The sequence below is a fragment of the Streptomyces sp. JK94 genome, assembly GCF_053613315.1.
On sequence record NZ_JBSICH010000019.1, the window covers coordinates 102,064 to 126,317 of the forward strand.

Sequence of the window (24,254 nt, forward strand, 5' to 3'; positions counted from 1 at the left end):
CATTTCACAGCGGGGTTCCCGCTCGGCACATGGAGGGAGAGAACGCATGGCTCATCCCGGACCGGAGGCCCCTGCGGTGCTCGCGCTGGAGGGGGTGAGCAAGTCCTTCGGCGCCGTCCGGGCCCTGCGGGACGTGACGCTGCGGCTGTACGCGGGCGAGGCCCATGCCCTGGCGGGCGAGAACGGCGCCGGGAAGTCCACCCTGATCAAGACACTCGCGGGCGTGCACCGTCCGGACACCGGAACGGTCCTCCTCGACGGCGAGCCGGTGGACTTCCACGGTCCGGCGGACGCCCGTGACGCGGGGATCGCGGTGATCTACCAGGAGCCGACCCTCTTCCCCGACCTGTCCGTGGCGGAGAACATCTTCATCGGACGGCAGCCCCGGCGCTCCCTGGGCAGGGTCGACCACCGCACGGTCAGGTCGGCCGCGGCCGGACTCTTCGCCCGCCTCGGCGTCGCCCTCGACCCGGACCAGCCGGCCCGCGGCCTGTCCATCGCCGACCAGCAGCTGGTGGAGATCGCCAAGGCCCTGTCCTTCGACGCCCGCGTCCTGATCATGGACGAACCGACGGCGGCGCTCACGGGCAGCGAGGTGGCCCGGCTGTTCGGCGTGGTCGAGACGCTGCGCGAGCAGGGGGCGGCGGTGCTGTTCATCTCGCACCGTCTGGAGGAGATCTTCGAGCTGTGCCAGCGGGTCACCACCCTGCGGGACGGTGCCCGGATCGCCAGTGAGCCCCTCTCCGGCCTCGACGAGGACGGCCTGGTGCGCCGCATGGTCGGCCGCGACCTGGAGGAGCTCTACCCCAAGCAGCGGACCCGGATCGGGGAAGTCGCCCTCCGTGTGCGCCGGCTGACCCGCGAGGGCGTGTTCACCGACGTCTCCTTCGACGTCCGGCGCGGCGAGATCCTCGGCCTGGCCGGTCTGGTCGGCGCGGGCCGCAGTGAGGTGGCCCGGGCCGTCTTCGGCGTCGACCGGTTCGACGGCGGTGAGGTCGAGGTGCTCGGCCAGAAACTTCCTCCCGGAGCTCCGAGCCTGGCCATGGCCGCCGGACTCGCCCTGGTGCCCGAGGACCGCCGCGCCCAGGGGCTGGTGATGGACATGTCCATCGAGCGGAACATCGGCCTCACCGGCTTCGCGGCCACCTCGCGGGCCGGGCTGATGAGCCGGCGGGCCGAGCGCAGCCGCGCCGTGGACTGGGCGACGAGGCTCCAGGTGAAGTACACCCGCCTGGGCGACGTGGTGGGAACGCTCTCGGGCGGCAACCAGCAGAAGGTCGTCCTGGCCAAATGGCTCGCCACGGCCCCTCAGGTGCTGATCGTGGACGAGCCGACCCGCGGCATCGACGTGGGGACCAAGGCGGAGGTGCACCGCCTGCTGTCCTCGCTCGCCGCCGACGGCGTGGCCGTGCTGATGATCTCGTCCGACCTGCCGGAGATCCTCGGCATGGCCGACCGGGTCCTGGTGATGCACGAGGGCCGGCTGACCGCGGAGATCCCCCGGGCGGAAGCGACCGAGGAGACCGTGATGGCAGCCGCGACCGGCCGCACCGACCGAGGGGGGAAGGCGGCATGACCACGACCGTGGAACCGGTGCGGCAGGAGGCCGCGCCCGAGTCCGTGGCCGCACGGCGGCTCATGGACCGGATCTTCAGGGCCCGCGAACTGGCCGTGATCGCCGTACTGGTGGTGATGCTCGGCGCGACCCAGCTGTCCAACCCCGAGTTCCTCTCGGAGCAGGGCACCCGGGACCTGTTGCTGAACGCGACCATCCTCGTGCTGGTCGCGATCGGCCAGGCGATGGTGGTGATCACCCGCAACGTCGACCTGTCGGTCGGCTCCGTGCTGGGCGTCTCCGCGTTCGCCGCGGGGCTCCACCTGGAGGACGGCGGCCACCCGCTCGTCGCCGTCCTGCTGGCCGTCTCGGTCGGCGCGCTGTTCGGTGTGGTCAACGGTGCGCTGGTGAGCCTCGGCAAGGTGCCGGCACTGGTGGTGACCCTGGGCACCCTCTACGTCATCCGCGGCATCGACTCCCTCTGGGTCGGGTCCCGCCAGATCACCGCGAGCGCCCTGCCCGACGGCTTCGTGGACTTCGGCAGCGGCGGCCTCTGGGTGGCGCCCCACCTCGCGCTGCTCACCGCGGCCGTCCTGGTCGTCGTGGCCTACTACCTCCGCAGCTACCGCAGCGGACGGGACATGTACGCCCTGGGGTCCAACCCGGAGGCCGCCCGGCTCGCCGGTGTCCCGATCCGGGCCCGTGTCATGACGGCCTACGTGGTCTGCGGGGCGCTCGCCGGACTCGCCGGCGCCCTGTACCTCGCCAGGTTCGGCAACGTCGACTCCAACACCGGCAGCGGCTACGAACTCGTCGTGGTGAGCGCCGTGGTGGTCGGCGGCGTCGCCTTCACCGGCGGGTCGGGCACCGTGTACGGCGCCGCGCTCGGCGCCGTACTGCTGACCTCCGTCAACGGGGTGCTCCCCGCCCTCGGCGTGAGCTCGGTCTGGGTCACCGCCATCAACGGCTGCCTGCTGCTGCTCGCCATCGCCGTCGACCGGATCCTGGCCCGCAGGGTCTCCGGAGCCCTGCGCAAGAAGGCCGCACAGTCGAGGAGTGCCCGTCATGCCTGACACCACCGTCACGTCGCCCGCGCTCTCCCGTCTCGGTGGCGCGGTGCGCTGGGACACCTCGGTCGGCGTCCTGCTGGTCGTCCTGCTGATCTGTTCGTTCTCCTTCGTCGACAACTTCGGCAACGCCCTGAACCTGTCGTTCCTCATCGGCAACACGCTGCCCATCGCCCTGATCGCCCTGCCGATGGCGATGCTCGTCGTCTCCGGCGAGGTGGACCTGTCGGTGGCCTCCACCGCCGGTCTCTCCAGTGCCGTGATGGGCGCGCTGTGGAACGCAGGCATGGCGATCGAGACGATCATCCCGCTCTGCATCCTGCTCGGCGTGGTGTGCGGCCTGGTCAACGGCCTGCTCGTCACCCGGCTCGGGCTGCCCTCGCTGGCCGTCACCATCGGCACGCTCGGCGCCTACCGGGGCATCGCGCAGATCGTGCTCGGCTCCGACTCCGTGACCGACTTCCCGGTGCAGTACCTTGACTTCGGCGCCGGTCGGTTCGGGGACACGTTCCTGCCGTACGCCGCGGTCCCCTTCGTCGTCCTGCTGGCGATCGCCGTCGTCGTCCTGCACGCCACGCGCATGGGCCGTTCGCTGTTCGCCATCGGCTCCTCCGAGGAGGCCGCCCGCTTCGCCGGTGTCCGGGTCAGACGACTCAAGCTGGCCATGTTCGTGACCACGGGCGTGATCTCGGCCCTCACCGGTGTCTTCTGGACCCTGCACTACGCCAGCGCCCGCTACGACAACGCCACCGGACTGGAGCTGTCGGTGATCGCCGCGGTGCTGCTCGGCGGCATCGACTTCGACGGCGGCAGGGGCACGCTCGGCGGCGCCGTCGCCGGTGTGTTCCTGCTCGGCACGATGCAGAACGTCATGAGCCTGTTGAGCGTCACCGCCCAGTCCCAGACCGTGGCGACCGGCGTCCTCCTGGTGATCTCCGTTCTCGCTCCGCGGATCGGCCGCCGCATCTCCCGGGCCCGGGCCAGGGCCGGGTCCCGGGGACGAACGGCTGCTCCCCCACCGGTGACGGCACCGTCCTCGTAGTCCCCCTCTCCCCCGCCCGTTTCGGCTCCGGCCCCGCCTCACCTCGCCCCCGCCCCCGCCCCCGCCCCCGCCCCAGCAAAGGAACAGCCCATGTTCGGTACTCCCGCCGGATCGCGCCGCCTGACCCTCGCGCTCGCCGCCGCCACCGCCCTCGCCCTCGGTGCCACCGCCTGCGGCGGCACCACCAAGGACGACACCTCCAAGGACGGCGGCAGCGCGGCCGTCGGCACGGCCGACCCCGAGGCCGAGACCAAGAAGGGCCTCACCGTCGCCTTCCTGCCCAAGCAGGTCAACAACCCTTACTTCACCACCGCCGACAAGGGCGGCGAGAAGGCGCTGCGGGAACTGGGCTCCACCTACAAGGAGGTCGGCACCAGCAGCGGCACCGACACCGCCGGCCAGGTCGGCTACGTCAACACCCTCACCCAGCAGCAGGTCGACGCCATGGCCGTCTCCGCGCAGGACCCCGGCGCCCTGTGCACCGCCCTCAAGCAGGCCATGCGGGGCGGTGTCAGTGTCGTCACCTACGACTCCGACACCGACAAGGACTGCCGCCAGGTGTTCGTCTCCCCGGCCTCCGCCGAGGACCTCGGGCGGACCCAGGTCGAGCTGCTGTCCCGGCAGATCGGCGGCAAGGGAGAGATAGCGATCCTGTCCGCGGCGCAGACCGCGACGAACCAGAACAGCTGGATCGACGTCATGAAGGAGGAGCTGAAGAAGCCCGCCCACAAGGACATCGAGCTCGTCAAGGTCGCCTACGGGGACGACGACGCCCAGAAGTCCTTCCAGCAGACCCAGGGCCTGTTGCAGGAGCACCCGAACCTGAAGGGCATCATCTCCCCCACCACCGTCGGCATCAAGGCGGCCGCCCAGTACCTGTCCGGGTCCAAGTACAAGGGCAAGGTCAAGCTCACGGGGCTCGGCACCCCGAACGACATGCGCGCCTACGTCAAGAACGGCACCGTCGAGGAGTTCGAGCTGTGGGACCCGGCCAAGCTCGGCGCGCTCGCCGCCCGCGCCGCCGTCGCCCTGGAATCCGGCCAGATCACCGGGAAGGAGGGCGAGACCTTCGCCGCCGGCGACCTCGGCACGATGACCATCGGCGCGGACGGAGTGGTCTCCCCGGGCGAGCCGACCGTCTTCGACGAGGCCAACATCGACCAGTACGACTTCTGATCCGCACCACAGCCGTGGGGCCCCGGCACCGCCGGGGCCCCACGCTCGAAGCGAGGGTGATCCGATGCAACGCGTCTGTTTTCTTCTGCAGGTCCGCTCCGAGAGGGTGGCCGAATACCGCGAGCGCCATCAGGACGTGTGGGCCGAGATGCGCACCGCGCTCTGTGCAGCCGGCTGGCACAACTACTCCCTCTTCCTGCGGGAGGACGGCCTGCTCGTCGGCTATCTGGAGACCGAGGACTTCGAGGCGGCCCGGGCGGCCATGGAGGCGACGGAGGTGAACGCACGCTGGCAGGCCGAGATGGCGGGGTTCTTCGAGGAACTGGACGGGCAGGCGCCCGACGCCGCCATGCGCCCGCTCACCGAGGTCTTCCACCTCGCGTGACCCGCGGTGCCGCCTCCGCAGGACGGACGTTTCCCCGGGCCGGTCGAAGGACGGGGACGGAACAGCAGGAGACACACGTGACGCACTCCGCGCGCAGCGTCGGCATCAAGGACGTGGCACGGGAGGCCGGTGTCTCCGTGGGCACGGTGTCCAACGTGCTCAACCGGCCCGGGCGCGTCTCGCAGCGGACGCGGCGTCATGTGGAGCGGGTGATCGCCCGACTGGGCTACGTGCGCAGCGAGTCCGCCCGGCACCTGCGGGCGGGCCGGAGCCGTGTGCTGGCCGTGCTCGTCCTCGACATGGGCAACCCCTTCTTCGTCGACCTGGCCCGGGGGGCCGAGCGCACGGCCCGAGCGGCGGGACTTGCCGTCGCCCTGTGCAACAGCGCGCAGAGCGCACAGAAGGAGGCGGAGTACCTCGGACACTTCGCCGAACAGCGGGTGCGCGGAGTGCTGGTCACGCCCGCCGACCCCAGTGGGCAGAGCCTGGCCGACTTCCGCCGGCACGGGATTCCCTACGTCCTCGTGGACCGGGTGGCCGGCGACACGGAGGGCTGCTCCGTGTCGGTCGACGACGTCACCGGCGGTGCCCTGGCGATCCGCCACCTCACCGGTGCCGGGCACGACTCCCTCGCCTTCGTCAGCGGACCGCCCCACCTGACCCAGGTGCGGGACCGCCGGGCCGGGGCACGGGAAGCGGTCGCCCGGGCCGGCCTGCCCCCCACGGCGTTGCGGGAGATCCCCACCGAGCACCTCGACGTGGCCGCCGGACGCGATGCGGGGGCCAGACTGCTGGGTCTGGCCCAGCGGCCCACCGCCGTCTTCTGCGCCAACGACCTGCTGGCCCTCGGGGTGCTCCAGTTCATGTACACGGCCGGGGTCACGGTCCCCGACGACCTGGCCATCGTCGGGTACGACGACATCGAGTTCGCCGCCGCGGCGACCGTCCCCCTGACCTCCGTACGCCAGCCCGCACGAGCCATGGGCACCATGGCCGCCGACCTGCTTCTCCAGGAGACCGGCGACCGGGCTGACGAGCACCGCCACGAGCACGTGGTCCTCCAGCCCGAGCTGGTCGTGCGCGGCTCGAGCCTCCCCGGGCGCTGAGGACGGCGCCCACGGCCGGTCACCGGTCGGCAGGTCTCCCGCGACGGAGGACCGGTCCCCGGCCTCGCCCGGCACGCCGTCCGACGCGCAGGCCGCTCACGTAGCGGCGGACTGCCCGGCCGCCCCTCCGCGTGGAGCAGCGCCATGCAGCCGTCCGGACGCGGCACGTCGTACGCTCGCCGCCAGCCGGTCGGCGGATCGGCCCAGTGCCACGAAGCTGCGACGGGGGCGTCGAGCCGCTGTGCGTCAGCGGGCCGTCGGCGTGGTCCGGCGGGTGAGAAGGACGCCCAGGGCGATCATGCCGACGCCCAGGACGAAGTGCAGCCAGTTGTCGGCCGTGTTGACCGGCACGAAGTTCGCCGCACTGTCGTGGTCGATGATCAGACCGTAGATCCACAGGATCAGGTAGATCACCCCGCCGCCGACGAGGAAGGCGCGGGCGGTGGAAGCCGCGCGGGCCATGGCGATTCCGGCGAGGCCGAACAACAGGTGGACGATGTTGTGCAGGATCGACACCTGGAAAATCCCCAGGAGCTTGGCCTCGGAGTGGTGCTCGGCGAACTCCATGGTGTCGTAGTCGGTCGTGACACCCGGAATGAAGCCGAGTACGCCCACCAGGAGGAACACTGCTCCGACGGCGAGCGCGGCCGTCTGGACCCTGGTCCGGCCGGACGCGGGGGTGGCGTGGGGAGTGGACATGATGGTGATGCTCCTTCCGATGGTGCGGACGGCCGGAGCCGCCCCGCATGATCACTGGTTGCCCTTCACCGCTCGCTTGCCCCACCTTCCACCCTTCGAAGCGTCGCCGCTCCCCAGATTCCCGTGCCGCATCCGCCGCCCGAAGCGGGGAAGCCGGTCTCCCGGCCGCAAAGGAGCGCCCGCCGCCGTCGATCCCCGCCCCCGGACCGGCGCAGAACGACTGCACCCGCCTGGGCCGGTCGGGTGGCGGGCGGCCAGGCCGTTGGGCGACCTTCGGGCTGCTCGGGCTGCTCGGGCTGCTCGGGCTGCTCGGGCTGCTCGGGCTGCTCGGGAGCGTCCCATTCCTGCCGGAGACGGCAGCGGTGGAGCAGTATCCCGCCGGAGTCCCGTGGTGGCCGTGCCCGACGGCGGAACGTCGGCAAACTGTGGCACGGGCGTCAGGCCGAGGTGACGGCGGCACGAGCGAGAGCCGCCGTCTCCCGCGGCGTACCGTCGATCGGGATGGCCGCGCCCTCTTCGTCGTCGCCCAGTGGTTCGATGTCGGCGAACTGCGTACGGAGCAGCTCGGGCGGCATGAAATGGCCCTGTCGCGCGGTGATCCGTGCGGCGATCAGCTCGGGCGAGCCATCGAGGTGGACGAAGAAGGCACTCGGTGCGGCGGAAGCCAGCCGGGCACGGTAGCTCCGCTTGAGCGCCGAGCACGTCACCACGCCGCCGCCGTCCGCATGGCCGGCCAGCCATCCTGCGATCTCGTCCAGCCAGGGCCGACGGTCCTCGTCGTCGAGCGGGTGGCCCGCTCGCATCTTCGCCACGTTGGGTGCGGGATGGAAGTCGTCTCCCTCGGCGTAAGGGACGCCGAGGTGCCGGGCCAGCAGTTGGCCCACCGTGGTCTTCCCCGAACCCGACACGCCCATGACGACGACCAGGGGAGCAGGGTGATGAGACATCCGGAGTCCTCCTTCGTACCGTGTCGCCTACAGCTCGATGACCACCTTGACGTCGTCAGGTCGCGGCGTGAACGCCTCCTTCGCGCGCTCCAGTGGCACCCGCCGGGTGATCAGGCGCTCAAGCCACGACGCGTCGGCCCGTGTCAGCGCCTCGGCGGCCTGGTGGTAGTGCCGCAGGTTGGCATTGACCGAGCCCACCACCGCGTCGTTCTGCAGCACGATCTCCCGGTTGAGGGCGCCCGCGTCCACGGTCATCCTGCGGCCGGCGGGTGACACGCCGGTCAGGCACACCACCCCGTAGGGTGCGGTGCCCGTCAGCGCGGCGAGGACAGGTTCGTTCGCTCCCGTGGCTTCGATGACGACGTCCGGGCACACGGCGGAGACGACCCGTTCGGCGTCCTCCGCGTGGTAGACGGCGCCCAGCTCCCGTACCAGAACAGGCTTGAGCCCTTCGGTCACCCGGTCGAGGACGTGCACCTCCAGTCCGCGCTGTGTCCCCAGCAGGGCGGCGAGCAGCCCGATGGGCCCCGCTCCCGTCACCAGGACGCGACGCGGCTCGAACCACGAACGGTCCCCGACACGCTCGACCTGCTCCCACGCCTTCGCCACCACGGTGGCCGGTTCCATGAGCACACCGACGCGCTCCAGACCCGGCTCCAGCTTCACCGCGTAGTCGGCTTCCACGCACCACGTCTGCGCGCCGTAACCGTCGATCTCCTTGATGCCGCGTTCGGTGTAGCGGCCGTTGCGGCACATGTCGAACTCCCCGCGGGCACAGGCCCCGCACGGTTCCGGGTCCGGCCGGCGCACCACCCCGGCGACGAGGTCACCGGCCGAGAAGCCGCTGCCGGGCGGCGCCTGGCGCACCTGTCCGAGGGACTCGTGCCCCAGCACCAGCCAGTCGCGGCCCGGCGGAGCCCACCCGTATTCACCCCGGGCGATCTCCCTGTCCGTTCCGCACACTCCCACCGCCAAGCCCTGCACCAGCAGTTCGCCGTCGGCGGGGGCGGGGTCGGGCACCTCCCGTACCTCCAGGGAATCCTGCTCTCCGGGCCGCACGGTCAGTGCACGCATCGCCCACCTCATCCTCTCGTCACGCGGTGCCTCATGCCGGGCGCGCGGCTGCCTGCCGTCCGCCTCGGCTTTACGTGTCTCCCGTTCACGTGTGTCCCGCTCAGGCCTTTTCAGCACCGGCCACACGGCCTCGTCCTTCCCGGACTCCTCCGGACACGGAGACGCGCGGGCCCTCGCGCGCTGCTCGGGCCGGGGGACGCGCGCGTTCCGGCATGCCGCGTTCCCCTCATGCGGCAGATGGGCGCCGGGGTCCAGGGTCACTCCTGCGGCAGATGGGTGCCGGGGTCCGCGGGTCACTCCCGCGGGGCGTCCTGCCGACGCCCGCCGGGGTCGGGTCCATGCCGGTCACCGTGCTCGCGGACGGGCTGCCGTTCCCCGTCGTGGTGGCGCTCCTGCCCCTGCGGCACGTTGTCCATGGCGCTTCCCGAACCGTACTGCGAGCGGGAGATCACGCTGAGACTGCCGTCCGTCTCCAGGACCACCGCGTGCACCAGGTCCAACGCCCCGGTCCCCTGGGCGCGGACCGCCTGGCGCACCTCGTCCGGTGTGACCCGTTGGCGTCGCATCGCCTCGTGGAGCAGGCGGCCCTCGTGCAGCAGCAGGGTCGGATCGGCCTTGACCAGCCGGCGGACGCCCCGGAAGCGGACCGACGCCCAGGCGGTGACGAACTGCAGCGTCACCAGCGAGCCCAGGGCGAGGGCCCCTTCCCAGAGGGCCACCTGCCGGTTGAGCAGGATGGTGGCCAGGGTCGATCCCAGCGCGACCGTGACCACCAGGTCGAAGGCGTTCATCTTCGACAGTGTCCGCTTGCCCGACGCGCGTACCGCGGCGATGAGGAGCGGGTAGGCCAGCGCCGCCATGACGAGTACGCGGAAGATTTCATTCCAGGAATCGAAGAACACGGTTCCACTGGTACCCGGTGCGAGGGTTTCCTCCCCGGAGTCCGCGTCCGAAGACGGATCCGTCAGGTCGGCGGCGACCTCGGCGTCGTCCGGCCGCGCCTCGGACGCCTTCCGGCCCCGTGCCTGCCGCCGGGAGCGCGGCCTGCTTCGTGGTCAGGCCGGCCGCCGGCTCGACCGGCCCTGCCTTTCGAGACCGCCGACGAGGCGCGTGCCGTCGCGCCGACCCTCAAGCGGATGCCTGCGGGTGAGATCGGCGTCATGGTCATCACCGTGGTCGCCGTGGTCGCCACCCACGACCTCGCCATCGGCGTCGTCGTCGGCGCGATCACCGCCATGGTCATCCTCGCCAAGCGGGTCGCCCACCTCGCCGAGGTCACCGCCGTCACCGACCCCGACCACTCCACGGTCGTCTACCGGGTCACCGGTGAGCTGTTCCTCGCCTGCTCCAACGACCTCGTCGGCCAGTTCGACTACGCCGGCGCCCCGGAGAAGGCCGTCATCGACCTCTCCGCCGCCCACGTCTGGGACGCCTCCTCCGTGGCCGCTCTGGACGCCATCGAGACCAAGTACGCCCAACGCGGCAAGACTGTCGAGATCACCGGCCTGAATGACCCGAGTGCCGACCTACACGGCAAGCTCACCGGCGAACTCGCGGGCAGCCACTGACCTGCGCGCCGCACGCCCACAGCAGAGGACCCCGGCCCAGCCGGCCGGGGTCCGCCCGTCTCGTCCTGGCGCTCTACTCCGGTGAAGGACCTCGGTAGGTGCCGAAGGTCCACAGATTGCCCTCCGCGTCCTGCACCGTGCACACGTACGCCGCGGCACCCGACCCGAACCGGGTCTCATGCGGCGCTTCGACCACCTCGCCGCCGGCGTCGACCACCCGCCGGTGCACCGCGTCCACGTCGTCGCTCACCACGTATACCGCGCTGGTGCCCGCCCGCATCCGCCCGTGCACGCTCTCCGTGTGCCGGGTCGAACCGAACACCAGCGCACCACCGCCGGGCCACCGCAGCTCAGCATGCCCGACCCCGCCGTGCTCATCCGGCGCGGCGACCACCTGCTCGAACCCCAGCACGTCGACCAGGAATCGCAGCGCCACCCTCGTGTCGTCGTAGTGCAGGACCGGCCATACGGAGGACGGAGAGACATCAGGCACCATGCCGCTCATCGTAGGCCCGAAGGCCACTACCTCCCAGAGCCCCGGCCACCGGCGGAACGAACCACCCCCCTGGTACCCCGGAGCTCTGATCAGTGCTCCTACAGAGGAACCCGAATACACCGGGTCCCACACCTCGAACGGCAGATCGCCGAGCTCGCCACACCGACCCCAACGGACTGCCCTTCGGGATCGACGTCGACCTTGACGTCAACCGGGGTTGTCCGGCGTCTGGCCTGGGCGCCGTCGGTGGCGGTCCTGCCGCTGCCGGAACGGTGCCGGCGGCGCCGGCAAGCGGCGCGCCAGGGCAACGGCGTGCGGCCGTAACCGCACGGTTCCTGACGGACCGGGGCGCGCCCATGCCCAGCTCGCGTGACCTTCGCTGCCGCAAGGCCGATACTGCCCACAGCAGGAATCCCGACCAGGCCGCACCCAACCGTCCGGCCGACCTGACGAGCCGTCACAAAGGACAGTGTCGAGTCAGCGTCAGTACCGCACGAACCCGCTTCGAGCCGTCACGAAACGCCAGGACCGAGAACCGCTCCCACCCACTCTGAACAGCAAAGACGCAGGTCAGTGACTGGCCTGTCAGGCTTCCCAGGAGGTACCCATGAGGATGCTCATCAACGTCCCGTAGTTTGGCGCGGCCGCAGGTCACGACCATGCTCGGAGGCACTTGGTCAGCAAACTCCCAGCATGAGTCAGGAGACGTGTACTTGGCGACCCAGCTCGTCCGCGGAATGGGCAGCTTCTTCAAGAGTTGCGCCTGCGCCCGCCAGAACCGTTGCGCCCACCCGTACATCATTCGCTATCGCGATGCCGCCGGACGCCAACGCGAGGAGACTGGGTACTCGACACAGCAGACGGCGCTCGACCGACTGACCAAGGTCTACGAAGAGAAACGGACCACTCCTCGCGCCCAAGCCGACCTCAAGCGTGAGATCGGCAAGCAACGTTTCAAGCACTACGCTTCCGCTTGGCTGACGCGGCAGCGTCATTACGCGGCTGGCAGCGTACGCACGGTCAAGCAGGTACTCGACCGCCAGATCTTGCCCGTGCTCGAGTCCCGGCGGATCAACACGTTCACGGCGACGGTGGTCGACGACTTCATCATGTCGATGGAGGAACGTTCCGTCGGGCTGGCAGCACAACAGAACGCCTTCGACACCCTGAAGAAGATCCTTCTCGACGCGCGACGCCGCGGCGGCATCGCCGAGGACCCCTTTGAGGGAGTCATCCCGCCCGAGTACATCCCCCGGAAGATCACCATCCCAACCTTGGACGAGATCCACGCCCTCAAGGCCGCCGCAAACGATGGCCTCGGGCTCGTAATCGACCTCATGTCCGGTTGCGGTCTCCGCAACGGGGAGGCATACGCCGCAAACACGGAGCGGATGGTCGCCGACGACGTCTACCGCATCACCGAACAGATTGAAGGGAAGACGCGTGAGCGGGTACCTCTCACTGACACGAACGGCTACCTTTTGCGAACCCAGCGCTCCTCCTACTGGGCACACACGACGCTCGACTATCAATGGAGCGCCGCGAAGAAGCGAGCAGGGATCACCAGGAGATTCACCACCTACTCCCTGCGTCACTTCTTCGCATCCAACTGCCTGGCCAGAGGGATACCCATCACGGATGTCGCCGAATGGATGGGACACAGGAATATCAACATGACATTCAAGATCTACCGGCACCTCATGCCAGCATCGATCGGGCGCGCTGCGAAGCTCTTGAACGAGGGCTTGTAGCACGAAGGGGGGCGGTACTCCACCCGCCCCCCCTTTATTAATAGAAGACCTTTTGCTGACGAGCCCAACTATCCAGGTCGTCAACTCTGAATCTGAGCTTTCCACCGAAGTAGTACCGTGGTACTCCGTGACGTTGAGAGTCCCGATACATCCAACGTCGACTAACGCTGAGGTAGGACGCTGCTTCGTCTACTCCCACGTACCGACGCCTCGTCTCATACCGAGTTTCTCGATCCAGCCCATCTCCGTTCATGCTGCTGCCTCGAGGGCGGCTTGCCCAGTGATTGAGGTGCCTGCCGATCCGTCAGCATCGACGTCGGTACGACGCTCCAGACGGAGCAGCTTCTGCACATGCGCCTCAGAAACCTTGAGAACTCTGGCGAGCAGCAGAGTCGATGTGTTAGAAGCTACAGCCCACCGGATCAGTTCCTGCTTTTCCCTTCTGGTGAGATGTACATCTCTCCCAGCCAGCGCTGCCGCGACTCTAGCGGGATCACACCGCAGGTCGAACTTCTGCCGGACTGCCCGACGCTCCGCCTCCGTCAGACCGCCTCGTATGCCGGCAGCGTCTCTGCATTCCAACGCCGCTTCAAGGCACGTCTTTCTCACTGCGCAGGATGAGCAGACTTCTTTTGCGAGCAGAATATGCTCGTCGTTCGCGACCGGGCTGGGAAAGAAGAGATCAGGGTCTCTCATCACCTCAACTGCCCTGGCGCATGCAGCGCGCTGCTGCCAGGTCTGGTCCCCTCTAGCCCTGATAGCGGGGCGTTCTTCGCTCATCACTGGCGCTTCCTGTTCGATGCCTACGTGCAACCTGTCGACCCGAGGCGGTCGGCAGAGACACAAGCATCCGTACATACGCCGGTTTTGCTAACCGGCAATCGTCGGCTATGTTGGCTGGCCTCGCCGCGCCTTCGAGCCCGCCCCTGTTGGTCGACCATGGTCGACGGAATGCCTCCGCCCGCAGGCTTATCCGCCACGCTTCTCTTAGGGCTCGCAGAGAATCAACATGTTGGTTTGATCTTCGTGGGGTTGCTGTTGGCGAGGAACGCGGTGACGTCAGCAGGTGTCCGGAATCTGGCTGTCGAAGGTGGGATGGTGCAGCCTTGCTCGGCCAGGAGGGGCTGGACTTGGTGAACGGCCCTGGTGAGGGTGCTGGTGTTGACTCCGAAGAGCTGGGCGAGGAGGTCGCGGGTGCCGAGTTTGCGCAGGTAGAGCACGGTGGCCAGGACTCTGTCGGCGGTGGTCAGCTTGTCCTTGGCCCCAGCGCCCCGGGCACGGATGCGCTGGCCTCCTCGCTGCCGGAGCCGTCCTTGCTCACGTAACTCATCCAATTTCCCGGCCAGTTGGCTGATGAGTTCGTCCAGCGCCGGTTCGGGCATGCCGGTCAGCTCCGGGTTGCGCAGACACCCGGCGCAGGGCTGTGGGGACGGGGCACCGGCCGGTGGTGGGGTCGTGGCTGCGCTGGTGGTGTCGCGAGGTCGGGGGTGGAGGGTGTAGTTCCAGTCGCCGTGGAAACGATGCCGGTGCATGGGCAGAGCGTCGATGTCGCTGTCGGTCACCTTGATGCCGGTGTCGTAGGTGCCCGGGTCGAGTTCGGCGTGGACGGTCAGCCCGGTGCGGGTGGTGGTCGCCGCGATGCTGTTCACGATGACGTCGTGGCTGGTCAGCGGGCGGCCACGCCAGTTCATGGAGATGTGGGAGAACAGCCGGTGCTCGATCTTGTTCCACTTCGAAGTGCCCGGCGGCATGTGGCAGACCGTGATGTCCAAGTGCGTCTCGGCAGCCAGGGCGGCGAGTTCGGTCTTCCAGGCGCGGGTGCGGTAGCCGTTGGACCCGCCCGCGTCCGCGGTGATCAGCAGACGGGTGGCGGCCGGGTAGTCGTGCCGGCCCCGGGCCTGCCACCAGCGGCGGATGGAGGCGACGGCGAACGCGGCGGTGTCGTGATCAGTGCCCACGGTGACCCAGCCGGTGTTCGCGGCGATGTCATAGATTCCGTAGGGGATCGCCTTGCCCGGTCCCTGCCGGTCCGGGAAGTCGTGCGTCTTGACCAGGGCCGGCTCACCGGCCGGCCGCCACTGGCGGCCCGCGTTCTTGTAGTCGCCGACGAGTTCCTTCTTCTTTGTGTCCACGCTGATCACCGGCTGGCCGGCGCCCATGTGTCCTCTGGCCTGCTCGTTGATGTAGCGGAACTGGGCGTCGCGATCCGGGTGCTGCCTGCCCTCGAGGGTCTTGGCGCCGGCCTGCAGGCTGAAGCCCTCCTCACGCAGCAGGTCCCCGACCGTGTCCGCGCTCACTCGGTGCCCCTGACCGGTGAGCTCGGCCGCGAGGTTTCTGGTCGACTTCACCGTCCAGCGCAGCGGCGACATCGGATCACCCCGTTCGTCGGGTTCCACCAGGGCCAGCAGCGCGGGCCGCAGCCCCGGATCAAGATCCGCGGACCTCTTCCGGCCACCACCGGGCCTGCGCACCCGGCCCAGGGGTTCCTCGCCGGTCTCCAGCTCGTCCACGCCCTTGCGGACCGTCGTCTCGCTGACCCGGGCCGCCCGCGCGACCGCCCGGATACCGCCGTGGCCCAGGATCCGGGCTTCGGCCCCCATCATCAGCCGCCGCTGTCGCTCGTCGAGGTGCGGGAATAACACCTCGAATCTCATGGCGAGTTGACTGCGAACCTCGTCAGAGACGCTCATACCACAACAACGAGCCGCATCACGGGAAGCAACACCTTGATTCTCTGCGAGCCCTTAGCCAAGCGAGATCCCGGCTGGTTGGGGGAGGCCAGCCGGGGCAGCTCAGGGGCACGGATGCCCGAAGGTCGTCGCCTCTCGAGGGCAGGCGACCAGCGCCTGCAACCGGACGATCCTCCCCGGGGAAGCTTCAGATGTGTTGATCAACGACTGGTGTGCTGTGCTTTGGCCAGGTCTCGGCGCTGCCGTGCGGCCCGGATTTCCGTCAGCGCCACGACGATGGCAGCGGCGTTGAAGGGAAAGGACACTGCGTTTGCCACTTCCGGCAGGCCGAAGGCACGCAGGAGGCTTGCAATGGCGGAGGCGAAGAGGAGGGCCAGCGGAAGACAGCGGCGCCACCGGGGGAGGTCCCGTATCCGGAACACGGTGACGGAGCCCCAGAGGGTGAAGGCGAACAGGGCGATGCCGAGGGCGGCGACGGCGAAGAGCATTGGGGGGGTTCCTGTCGGGCGGTGGCGAGGTCGGCTTGCACACTGTAGATCGTCGACGATGGCTCGGGGTGGGGTGCCGTGCACCCCACCCCGATCGGTCAGTGCTCAGGCATCATCCCTTGGTGTAGACGATGCGATAGCTGGAGACGTAGGTCCGTGATGTCCGAGCCCAGCTCCAGCCGCCGGTACGGGTCCACTTCTTGCCGGTGAAGGCTATCCGGTAGGTGGTGCGGTCCCGGTAGGAGTACTGGTAGCGGGTCTCGTGGGTGGCCAGGATCTTCTGCTTGCCCCAGCCGTACCAGGCCACGACCTTGCACTTGAAGACGTACTGCTTGCGGTAGCGGTACTGGCGCTTCCACGCGGTGATCGGCAGCGGACCCCAGTCGCCGCTGACGACGTCCCAGCCCCAGTGATAGTTGTAGTTCTGCCAACTGCCGTAGGTCCACCGGGTGGTCCGCAGGACCTTGGTGAAGCTACGGCCGGTCCACGCGTGCTTGGGCACCCGGCAGGTGGCGCAGCCGGTGACGTCGTCGCTGTTGACCGGGTCGGCGCAGGCATAGTCGTAGGCGTTGCAGCTACCGCCGGGTATCGGGTCGCCGGTCAGGAACCGGCCGGTGGCCGGGTTGTACAGGCGCACGCCCATGAGCAGGAGGTTGGTGCGTGTTTCTGCTGAGCGGTGCTGACCGCCGTGCCAGCCGTAGCGGACCGTGCTCGATCCTTCGGTGCGGTTGCCGAATTCGTCCGTGGTCAGGACCGTGGCGACCTGCCCGCTCGCGGTCGGGAGCTGGAGCACCACGTCACCGTGCAGGTTGACCAGCTGGAGCACGGTGCTGCCGGTCTTGGTGGTGGTGGCTGCCAGGTTTCCGTCGAAGCCGTTGACGTTGCGGGTGAGCGCTCCGCTCGTGGTGTCTTCGACGATCCAGCGAGGGCTGTCGGCGTCCGAGCTGTAGTGGTTCAGCTTGGACTGTGTCCGGGCCCAGCTACCGGAGGCGTTGGATTCGACCGTCCACCCGCGGAAGCGCAGTTGGGAGTCGAGGGACCACGTCTGCCGCTCGGAACCGGCTGTCTGCTGACGTACCAGGTCGTTGTTGTGGTACGCGAGCGTGGTGCCGGGCGCGGTCGTGGTGCGGCCGAAGGCGTCGTAGCCGTAGCCGCTGTCGACGAGCCGGTCGGCGCTGTCGTAGGCGTGGGTGGTGGTGGTAGCGCCGCTGGTGGTGCACTCCAGCCCGGGTGCGGCGGCCGCAGTGGCACGCGTTTTGCGGTTGGAGTTCTTGTCGAAGGTGTAGCTGCGGGTCACGCAGACGGCGTCGACCGTGTCGTCCTCGGTCTTGGTGAGTCGGCCTGCCTTGTCGTAGGTGAAGGTCTGGTTGGCGGTCTGTCCGGCGGAGCCAGTGTAGGTGGCGCGCTGGCCGTGCACCGTGGGCAGCAGGTTCTCGGAGAAGAGGACCGCCCCGTCGATGTCGCGGCTGTAGGTGCGCTCGGTCGGCTGGCCGGCCGGGTTGGTGGTCTGGCGCATGGTGAAGCCACCGGGCAGCTTCTGGGTCTGCACTTGGCCGTCGGCGTCGTAACTGACGGTGAAGGTGCCAGCCACTGAGTCGGTGATGGTGGATGGCAGACCGCGGGGGTCGCTGGTGGTGTCGTAGCCGTAGGTGGTGCTCGAGGGCACGTTGTCGCTCACCTGGAGCGGGTGGCCCTCGGCGTCGTAGGTGCTGGTGGTGACACCGCCGTCGGCGTCGGTGTACGAGAGCAGGCGACCCAGCTTGTCGTAGGTCTTCCTGATCGTGCCGCCGTCGGCCGAGGTGATGGTGGCTGCCTTGCCACTGGTCGCGTCGTACGTGGTGGTGACCGCGGGGACAGCGGTGCCGAGGCCGCCGGTGACGGCAACCTTGCTGGCGCGGCCGGCCGCGTCGTACTCAGTCGTCTTCAGGCGGGTACTGCCGCCTGCGGTCTCCGTGAGCTTGGAGGTTTCGCCCCAGCGGTCGTACTCGGCCAGAGTGGTGACCAACTCGGCCGGGTTGCTGCCGCCTCCGGTGATGGTGGCGGCGGGCCGGGTGCGGCACACCTCGTCGGCCCACTCAGGTCGGCCCGCGCAGACGCCGGTGCCATCACCGGTGTAGTACTCGGTGATCAGGGTGCCGGCGTCCGAACCGGTGGAGGCGGGCAGGCTGCGGCTGATCTGCCGGCCGGCCGCGTCGTAGGTGGCCTTCTCAGTGATGGCCAGGCCGCCGGGGTCCTGAATGGTGCTGGTGGGCTGGCCCTTGGCCCAGTCGAAGACCGTCTGGGTGACGCGGGCGTCGGCCATCAACGTCGGCCAGTTGCGCGGCTGCCCGCCCTCGGTCGTCTTGGTGACCTTGTCGGAAACGGTGGCGGTGCCGTCGGTAGGGCGTCCGTTGTCGTACTCCATCACCGCGCGGTGACGAGCCATGAGCTGGTCGCCCGCGGCTGCCACCGTGGTGGTGCCGTCCTTCAGGTCCGTCTCGAGGACCACGCGGTGGAGCGGCCCCAGCGTTTCCAGCTCCCGCGAGCCGTCGGCGCTGTAGATGCCGCGGTTCGACAAGAGCTCTGCACGCTCGGCGGCCGGGAGGCTGCCGATGCCGAGGTCCGCCAGGGCAGCCCTTTCCGCAGCCGTGGCCCCCAGGGCGAGTGCGCGATTGGCCGCGGAGAGCTCACGGACCGCGTTGCCGAACTCGTCGTACTCGGTGGTGGTGACATTCTTGGCCGGGTCCAGGGTATTGACCTCGCGGCCGGAGGCGTTGAGGTAGGAGACCATGGCGCGACGGTAGTCCGCGGAGCTCAGGGCGCTGCCGTCGTTGGACGACGGACGTGCGTCCGTGGGGAACACTGCCGTGGCGTCGGTGGGCGCGTCGAGCTGGCCCCAGCCTCTCACGTCGGCAGCGCCCATCGCCTTGGGAGCCTTGGTGCCCGTCAGCGGCACGCCGTAGACGACGGTGGTCTGGGCGACGTTGCCGTCTGTCTCGTCGGCCGACCCCGCCTTCAGCGTGGGCCGGTTGACCTTGAGGAGCATGCCGTCACCGGCGACCGGGTCATTGCCAACCTTGCCGTAGGAGAAGGTCCACGGCAGCTGGCCGGGCGGGGTCAGCTCGGTGACACGGCCTGCCGAGTCGTAGGCGTACGCCGTCTTGAGTGCCGGCGAGATCCGTGGGTCCCAGGTCTCGCGGAGCCGCCCGGCGTCGTCGTACGCATACTTGGCGACGCTGGTCGCCGTCGAGGAAGCCGCACCGGGCGAGGTCGCCCACACCCGGATCTCGGCCACCTGGTCCTTGAAGTTCCCGAAGGCCAAGGACGTCGCGGTGGTCGAGGAGGCGTACACGAACTCCAGTACCCTGCAGCCCTTGGTGGCCGGGGTGGCTTCGCATGTGCCTACGGTGACGGCGCTGGTCGCTGCGATGATCCGCTTGGGGCGGGCGAGTACCTTGCCGTTCACGGTCACGGACTCGGAGACGACCTCGGTGGTGGAGTTGGCCTGTCCGTCGACCAGGGAACGGCTGACGGCCCACGCGGTGCCGGCGGTGCCGACCCGGCTGAACGTGGTCACGGTGCCTTCGGTGTCCGACAGTGTGAGGTCACCCGTGGCGAGGCTGCCTTTAAGCGTCAGGTTCTCCGCGCCGGGTTCGGGGATCCAGCCGGTTTTGGACGCGTTGGCGGTGAAGGAAACCGTGCCGCCGTCGGAGGCCACGACGTCCAGCGAGGTGCCCGATGTCTTGCGGATCTCGGAGTAGTCGGACTCGACGGCTTGGGCAGCGGTGCCCGTTACCCACTCCTTGCCGAAGATCGCGGCCTGCCCTTCCTGGTCGGCTCCACCGGTGGGCGTACGCGAGGAAGCACTGCGTGTGACACTCATGTCCAGCACCGAGACATCGCTGCCCGACAGGGTGTAGTCACCCGTGAGAAGGTTGAGCGAACCGGGACCGACTTCCGAGGTCGCGGCGCCGTCGGCATTTCGGTCCACCACGACGGTCAACGGCTGGGTGGCCCCGGAGGCTCCGTTCGGCCCAGTGAAGTCAGCCTTGACCTGCACAGTGCCGTCAGGCGTGACCGTGTCGGTGACGTTCCAGACGAGCGGTGCGTTCTGGCCAGTGGCCAGCGGCACAGGCCAGGCGGACAGCGGCTGGCCGCCGACCGTCACATGGCCAACTGGCATCTTTACCCATGCATCCGCGGCGGAGCGACGCCAGGAGAACGACACCTGGGCGTACTTGCTCGCGTCCGCCTCGGCGACCAGAGGCACCCGGCGCGCGGTGCGCTCACCGTCAGCGGGCTGAACGAATCCGCCCGGACCGGCATGGAAGGTGTACTCGGTGGCGTCCGAGGTGTTGGCTGCCTTATCGACGGAGCGGACCTGAAGGGTCTGGGTCCCGTCCCTGGGCGGCACGACGCTGATGGATTTGTCCGCAGCGGAGCCGCCGGTCGCAACCTTGGTCCACGTCACCCCGTCCAGCGACCACTCCAGCCAGTTGTGGTCGGTGGCGGGCGGGGTCACCGTGAAGGTGCCGGACTGGCCCGCGCCCTTTACCCAGGCGTTCGTCGGGTAATCCGTAGAAGTGATCTTCGTGGGGGCCGAGGGAGCGCTAGTGTCGACGGTGAAGGTCTTCCACGCCGACCAGCCGACGTTGTAGTGCGCACCGTCATACGGCGAGGTGCGGAACTTGTACGTCTTGCCGTTGGTCAGCACACCGGACGGCACGGTCACCGATGCTGGCTGGCCGGACGGCACGTACGGGGAGACGATGGCGTTGCCGACCTGGGCGTTGGTGGCGCTGTCGAAGATCTGGAAGGTTCCGTTGACCTTGTCCCCGTCGGCGTCGATGAAGGTGTCACGCAGTGTCGGCGTGGTGGTGTTGACCATGTAGGCGCCGCTGTAGGAGTAGTACGGCGGTCCGGCTTCCTGCTTGGTCCCGGTGCGCGGCCGGTAGTTGTAGTTGACCACCAGCTTCGGCGGATTGGAAGCAGCATTGGCCGAGTTCACCCGCTTCCACTGCTCGACCACGGTCTCGCTGGTCGCGCGCAGACCCATGTGCCCGCGCGCGGCCTTGCCGGAAGCCCATTCCTGGACCAGGGCGGTGACGTCGGCGTTGATCCAGCCATCGGGCGCCGAGGTACACGACGGGTTGCCCTTGGTCTCCGTCGACGTGGCCTTCTTCGCCGTCCAGGCGGGCTGTGCGGTCCATCGTGACGAGGTCGAAGCAGCGCCCGAGGACCAGACCTCCCACGGGTATGCCTTGCAGTCGGTGTTGCCGGAGTGGAAGTTCCACAGCGACAGCTTGGCATCCGTCACCAGCGCGTCGGCGATCGACGCGGTGTTCCACGAGATGAAGGAACGCGCGGTACGCGGGGTGCCGTCGGCGTTCTTCGTGCCGGGATTGCCGAGATCCAGCTCGACATCCGTAGACCAGTCACGGGTCTCGCCCTGCTGCACGTAGGTGTCGAAGACACTGGCCAGAGCGGAGGTCGACGGGTCCACCGTCACCGGGTACTTCGTGGCCGGGTCGGCGAGGAACTCGGCATCTGGGGTGATCACCAGGTCGACGCTGGAGCCGCTGGCCAACACCTTCATTGCGACCGGCACCCGGCGGGTGTGCTCGCCGGAACGCTCATCGACGGTGGAGTCCCACATCACCGGCGCAGGCATGAGGGCCTGCTTCTTGTTCTTCTTGTCGGTGAACAGCACGCTGCCGTCTGCCTGCTGCTTGGCCTTCAGGCCCTTAGAAGCCGTATCTCAACCGAACGTGATCCCTTGATTCCTGCTGGTCAGGCATGGTTTCGCTCGGGTTGAGGGAGGCATCGCGACGTCTTGTGTCCGCTTCATGGTCGAGGGGTGCGCGGTGGCGTCGGTGCTGGGAATGCTGGAGGAGCGAGAGGCGGCTGCCCGCGTGCGGGTGGAGGGCTTGCGGGAGGAAGTTGCGCGGTTGGCTGAGGTGTTGGAGGCTGCGGAGATCGAGCTGGACCGGCGGGTGATCGCGCGGGAGGAACTGATCGAGGCCCTGGCAGTATCTGCGGCCGAGTCCACTGCCGTGACCACGACCGAGGCGGAGGAGGAAGCGGCACCGTCGCTCGCCCCGGTGCCCGGCTCGACGGTGCCGCCCTGGCGGGAAGGGCTGCCGGTGACGGCTTTGGCGCCGGACTATCAGCGGATTGTGGGCGTGCTGGAACAGCAGCGGTCTATGGGTCACGGGCCGCTTCGAGCGAAGGAGATCGCGGTGGAGCTGGGCCTGGGGGCGACACCGGCGAAGGTCGAGGGGTTGCGGTCGAAAGCCCGGCGCCTGGCGGAGCGCGGGTGGCTCCTCCTGGAGGCGTCGGGGGCATTCAGTGCTGGCCGGCGGCCCGTGGTCGTGCCAGACGCCGGCTCATCCGCGTGACCATCGACCACCGGATCATCGCCTCGCTGCTGGCCGGCAACGTCTCGTAGTCCCGGGCCAGACGGCGGGAGTTCATCAACCATGCGAACGTGCGCTCTGCCACCCACCGCCTCGGCAGCACCACGAACCCTGTCATGTCGTCGGTGCGCTTGACGATCTCCAACGTCAGGGCGAGTTTGTCCCGGCACCAGCCGACGAGGGAGCCGGTGTAGCCGCCGTCGGCCCAGACGAGGGTGATGTCGCGGTGCAAGCCGCGCAGCCGGGCCAGCAGGCCCGCCGCGGCGTCCCGGTCGCCGATGTTCGCGGCAGTGACCGCGACGGTCAGGAGCAGGCCGAGGCAGTCGGTCACGATGTGCCGCTTGCGGCCCGGCACCTTCTTCCCGCCGTCGTAGCCGCGTGAGGCGGACGGCACCGTCGCGGCGGCCCGCACCGACTGCGCGTCGATGATCCCCGCCGTGGGCTCGGCCTCACGACCTTCGCGTTCACGGACCCTCCCACGCAGCCGATCGTGGAACTCAGTGATCAGCCCGTGCTCGCGCCAGCGGCGGAAGAAGGCGTAGACCCGGCCCCAGTCGGGAAAGTCCGCGGGCAGCGCCCGCCACGAGATCCCGCCCGCGACCAGGTAGCGGATCGCGTCCAGCAGCTGGCGGTGGCAGTAGCCCTCAGGCCGTCCGCCCCGCCCTTGGAACCAGCCCGGCACCGGCAGCAGAGGCCGGATAGCCGCCCACTCCGCGTCCGTCATGTCCGACGGATACCGGCGCACCCGCTCCGGATGGTCGGCCGCGTTGCCGTACACGTGCGCGAGGCAATCACACGATGGTGCTGCCGAGTTGAACTCGACGAGCTCGGACACGTACAACAAGGACACCAGGGCCTCCCGGCACTGCTCGGTCAGATTCGCATCCCCGAGCTACCGAGAGGCCCTGTCTCCATGCGCGCACAGCGGGAAGTTCACCCAGGCGGGAAGCCCGTTCGAACCACACGTTCCGTCATCGGTTGAGATACGGCTTCTGAGGCCCTCACCTCACAGGGAGGTGATCTCCAGGGTGAACAGACCGTAAATGCTGCTCACTTGGCCGAGGCCAAGGGTGCACAGAAGGATGTCAGTGGCCGGCCCTGTCTGGGTGGCGACGACAGAGTCGCCGGCGAAAAGCCCGGAGGTGACGGTGCCGGTGACGGTGAACAGGAGAACCGCCCCCGCCACGCTGGTCGTGTAGTTGAAGCTGATGGTGCTGGTCTGGCCCGTGTTCCAGACGATCGTCCGGGTGGCGCTGCCGCTGTCGAGAAGTTCCAGACAAGACCGGGCGCGGGGCGCACCGACGGCTGACACCGTACCTGAGGTGAGCGCCGGCACCGAGGTCGAGACACAGGGGCCGAACTGCCACTGCTGTGTTGAGGTCACGACCTGTGAGGTGCTGGTCAGCGGTGGAGTGTAGGTCGTGGTTCCGCTGCTCGGCGGGACGCAGGTCACGTCGAGCAGACCGCTTGCGGCGGCGTTGGCGGGCGCGGCAGCCACCAGCGCTCCCGCAGTCATGCACACCAGTGCCGTGATCAGCGTACTCAGCTTCTTCCAGGGCGTTGTCTGCTGTTTGTTCCTCATGCGAAAACTCCTTTTCCCGGGGATGGATAGCGTCCTGTGCTGCTCCATGTGGGCAAATCACTGCGCGAAAGGGCGGAACCCGGGCCGTGCGGACGTTTGATTGTTGGCACCCGGATGCGGGAGAGACCATGGCCTGAGGGGGCCATCCGCACACTGGCCCGTCCCGGCGTCATCGCGCCCGATCACCACACACCTGTGTGAAACGCAGATGCTGCGGTGCACGCGGCGGCTGC

General features: G+C 68.9%; 20 protein-coding genes and 1 pseudogene. 9 read left to right on the top strand and 12 right to left on the bottom strand.

Annotated features, from left to right (window positions below):
* The first annotated feature begins 46 nt into the window (after positions 1-46).
* The 6 genes from ACVV2G_RS18615 to ACVV2G_RS18640 all read left to right on the top strand — a co-directional run bounded on the left by ACVV2G_RS18615 (position 47) and on the right by ACVV2G_RS18640 (position 6,331).
* Positions 47-1,576, top strand: coding sequence for a sugar ABC transporter ATP-binding protein (locus ACVV2G_RS18615; protein ID WP_453843841.1), 1,530 nt, complete (start codon positions 47-49; stop codon positions 1,574-1,576).
* Positions 1,573-2,628, top strand: a complete 1,056-nt coding sequence (locus ACVV2G_RS18620; RefSeq protein ID WP_453843842.1) for an ABC transporter permease — start codon at positions 1,573-1,575, stop codon at positions 2,626-2,628. The genes ACVV2G_RS18615 and ACVV2G_RS18620 overlap by 4 nt, the downstream gene beginning before the upstream one ends.
* Entirely contained in the window at positions 2,621-3,664 is a 1,044-nt protein-coding gene (locus ACVV2G_RS18625) for an ABC transporter permease (protein ID WP_453843843.1), read from the top strand. The genes ACVV2G_RS18620 and ACVV2G_RS18625 overlap by 8 nt, the downstream gene beginning before the upstream one ends.
* Before the next feature lie 90 nt (positions 3,665-3,754).
* Positions 3,755-4,840 (top strand): rhamnose ABC transporter substrate-binding protein, encoded by a 1,086-nt coding sequence (gene rhaS, locus ACVV2G_RS18630; protein ID WP_453843844.1) that lies wholly within the window; start codon positions 3,755-3,757, stop codon positions 4,838-4,840.
* 64 nt (positions 4,841-4,904) lie between these two features.
* Positions 4,905-5,225 (top strand): L-rhamnose mutarotase, encoded by a 321-nt coding sequence (locus ACVV2G_RS18635; RefSeq protein ID WP_453843845.1) that lies wholly within the window; start codon positions 4,905-4,907, stop codon positions 5,223-5,225.
* A 77-nt stretch (positions 5,226-5,302) separates the two neighbouring features.
* A complete protein-coding gene (locus ACVV2G_RS18640) occupies positions 5,303-6,331 on the top strand; it encodes a LacI family DNA-binding transcriptional regulator (RefSeq protein ID WP_453843846.1) in 1,029 nt (342 codons plus the stop codon).
* Positions 6,332-6,577: 246 nt separating this feature from the next.
* Here the strand turns inward: ACVV2G_RS18640 and ACVV2G_RS18645 are convergent, their stop codons facing one another.
* The 4 genes from ACVV2G_RS18645 to ACVV2G_RS18660 all read right to left on the bottom strand — a co-directional run bounded on the left by ACVV2G_RS18645 (position 6,578) and on the right by ACVV2G_RS18660 (position 9,953).
* Complete coding sequence (locus ACVV2G_RS18645; protein ID WP_453843847.1) at positions 6,578-7,030, bottom strand: DUF4383 domain-containing protein; 453 nt, start codon at positions 7,028-7,030, stop codon at positions 6,578-6,580.
* A gap of 437 nt (positions 7,031-7,467) precedes the next feature.
* Positions 7,468-7,977 (bottom strand): gluconokinase, encoded by a 510-nt coding sequence (locus ACVV2G_RS18650; RefSeq protein WP_453843848.1) that lies wholly within the window; start codon positions 7,975-7,977, stop codon positions 7,468-7,470.
* 27 nt (positions 7,978-8,004) lie between these two features.
* Complete coding sequence (locus ACVV2G_RS18655) at positions 8,005-9,051, bottom strand: glucose 1-dehydrogenase (protein ID WP_453843849.1); 1,047 nt, start codon at positions 9,049-9,051, stop codon at positions 8,005-8,007.
* 293 nt (positions 9,052-9,344) lie between these two features.
* Complete coding sequence (locus ACVV2G_RS18660) at positions 9,345-9,953, bottom strand: DUF421 domain-containing protein (protein ID WP_453843850.1); 609 nt, start codon at positions 9,951-9,953, stop codon at positions 9,345-9,347.
* A gap of 219 nt (positions 9,954-10,172) precedes the next feature.
* On the opposite strand from ACVV2G_RS18660, the pseudogene ACVV2G_RS18665 reads away from it, so the two are divergent.
* Positions 10,173-10,619 (top strand): annotated as a pseudogene (locus ACVV2G_RS18665) (STAS domain-containing protein); the annotation flags it as partial.
* Between the two features lie 73 nt (positions 10,620-10,692).
* On the opposite strand, the gene ACVV2G_RS18670 reads toward ACVV2G_RS18665, so the two are convergent.
* The gene (locus ACVV2G_RS18670; RefSeq protein ID WP_453843851.1) at positions 10,693-11,115 is read right to left on the bottom strand and encodes a VOC family protein; all 423 of its coding nucleotides are present in this window, start codon (positions 11,113-11,115) and stop codon (positions 10,693-10,695) included.
* 713 nt (positions 11,116-11,828) lie between these two features.
* Here ACVV2G_RS18670 and ACVV2G_RS18675 point away from each other — a divergent pair.
* Positions 11,829-12,866 (top strand): tyrosine-type recombinase/integrase, encoded by a 1,038-nt coding sequence (locus ACVV2G_RS18675; RefSeq protein WP_453843852.1) that lies wholly within the window; start codon positions 11,829-11,831, stop codon positions 12,864-12,866.
* Between the two features lie 37 nt (positions 12,867-12,903).
* On the opposite strand, the gene ACVV2G_RS18680 is transcribed toward ACVV2G_RS18675, so the two are convergent.
* The 5 genes from ACVV2G_RS18680 to ACVV2G_RS18700 form a co-directional block, all read right to left on the bottom strand.
* Positions 12,904-13,119, bottom strand: coding sequence for a helix-turn-helix domain-containing protein (locus tag ACVV2G_RS18680; protein WP_453843853.1), 216 nt, complete (start codon positions 13,117-13,119; stop codon positions 12,904-12,906).
* Positions 13,116-13,646, bottom strand: coding sequence for a WhiB family transcriptional regulator (locus tag ACVV2G_RS18685; RefSeq protein WP_453843854.1), 531 nt, complete (start codon positions 13,644-13,646; stop codon positions 13,116-13,118). The genes ACVV2G_RS18680 and ACVV2G_RS18685 overlap by 4 nt, the downstream gene beginning before the upstream one ends.
* 224 nt (positions 13,647-13,870) lie before the next feature.
* The gene (locus ACVV2G_RS18690) at positions 13,871-15,556 is read right to left on the bottom strand and encodes an ISAzo13 family transposase (protein ID WP_453843855.1); all 1,686 of its coding nucleotides are present in this window, start codon (positions 15,554-15,556) and stop codon (positions 13,871-13,873) included.
* 200 nt (positions 15,557-15,756) lie between these two features.
* The gene (locus ACVV2G_RS18695; protein WP_453843856.1) at positions 15,757-16,044 is read right to left on the bottom strand and encodes a hypothetical protein; all 288 of its coding nucleotides are present in this window, start codon (positions 16,042-16,044) and stop codon (positions 15,757-15,759) included.
* Between the two features lie 112 nt (positions 16,045-16,156).
* Positions 16,157-21,733, bottom strand: coding sequence for a DNRLRE domain-containing protein (locus tag ACVV2G_RS18700; RefSeq protein WP_453843857.1), 5,577 nt, complete (start codon positions 21,731-21,733; stop codon positions 16,157-16,159).
* Between the two features lie 136 nt (positions 21,734-21,869).
* Between ACVV2G_RS18700 and ACVV2G_RS18705 the strand changes: the two genes are divergently transcribed.
* Positions 21,870-22,421: a hypothetical protein gene (locus ACVV2G_RS18705; protein WP_453843858.1), complete on the top strand. Its 552-nt coding sequence runs from the start codon at positions 21,870-21,872 to the stop codon at positions 22,419-22,421.
* Here ACVV2G_RS18705 and ACVV2G_RS18710 read toward each other — a convergent pair.
* Both ACVV2G_RS18710 and ACVV2G_RS18715 read right to left on the bottom strand, forming a co-directional pair.
* Positions 22,369-23,163, bottom strand: a complete 795-nt coding sequence (locus ACVV2G_RS18710) for an IS5 family transposase (RefSeq protein WP_453843961.1) — start codon at positions 23,161-23,163, stop codon at positions 22,369-22,371. The genes ACVV2G_RS18705 and ACVV2G_RS18710 overlap by 53 nt on opposite strands.
* Before the next feature lie 282 nt (positions 23,164-23,445).
* Entirely contained in the window at positions 23,446-24,021 is a 576-nt protein-coding gene (locus ACVV2G_RS18715) for a hypothetical protein (protein ID WP_453843859.1), read from the bottom strand.
* Positions 24,022-24,254: the final 233 nt, after the last annotated feature.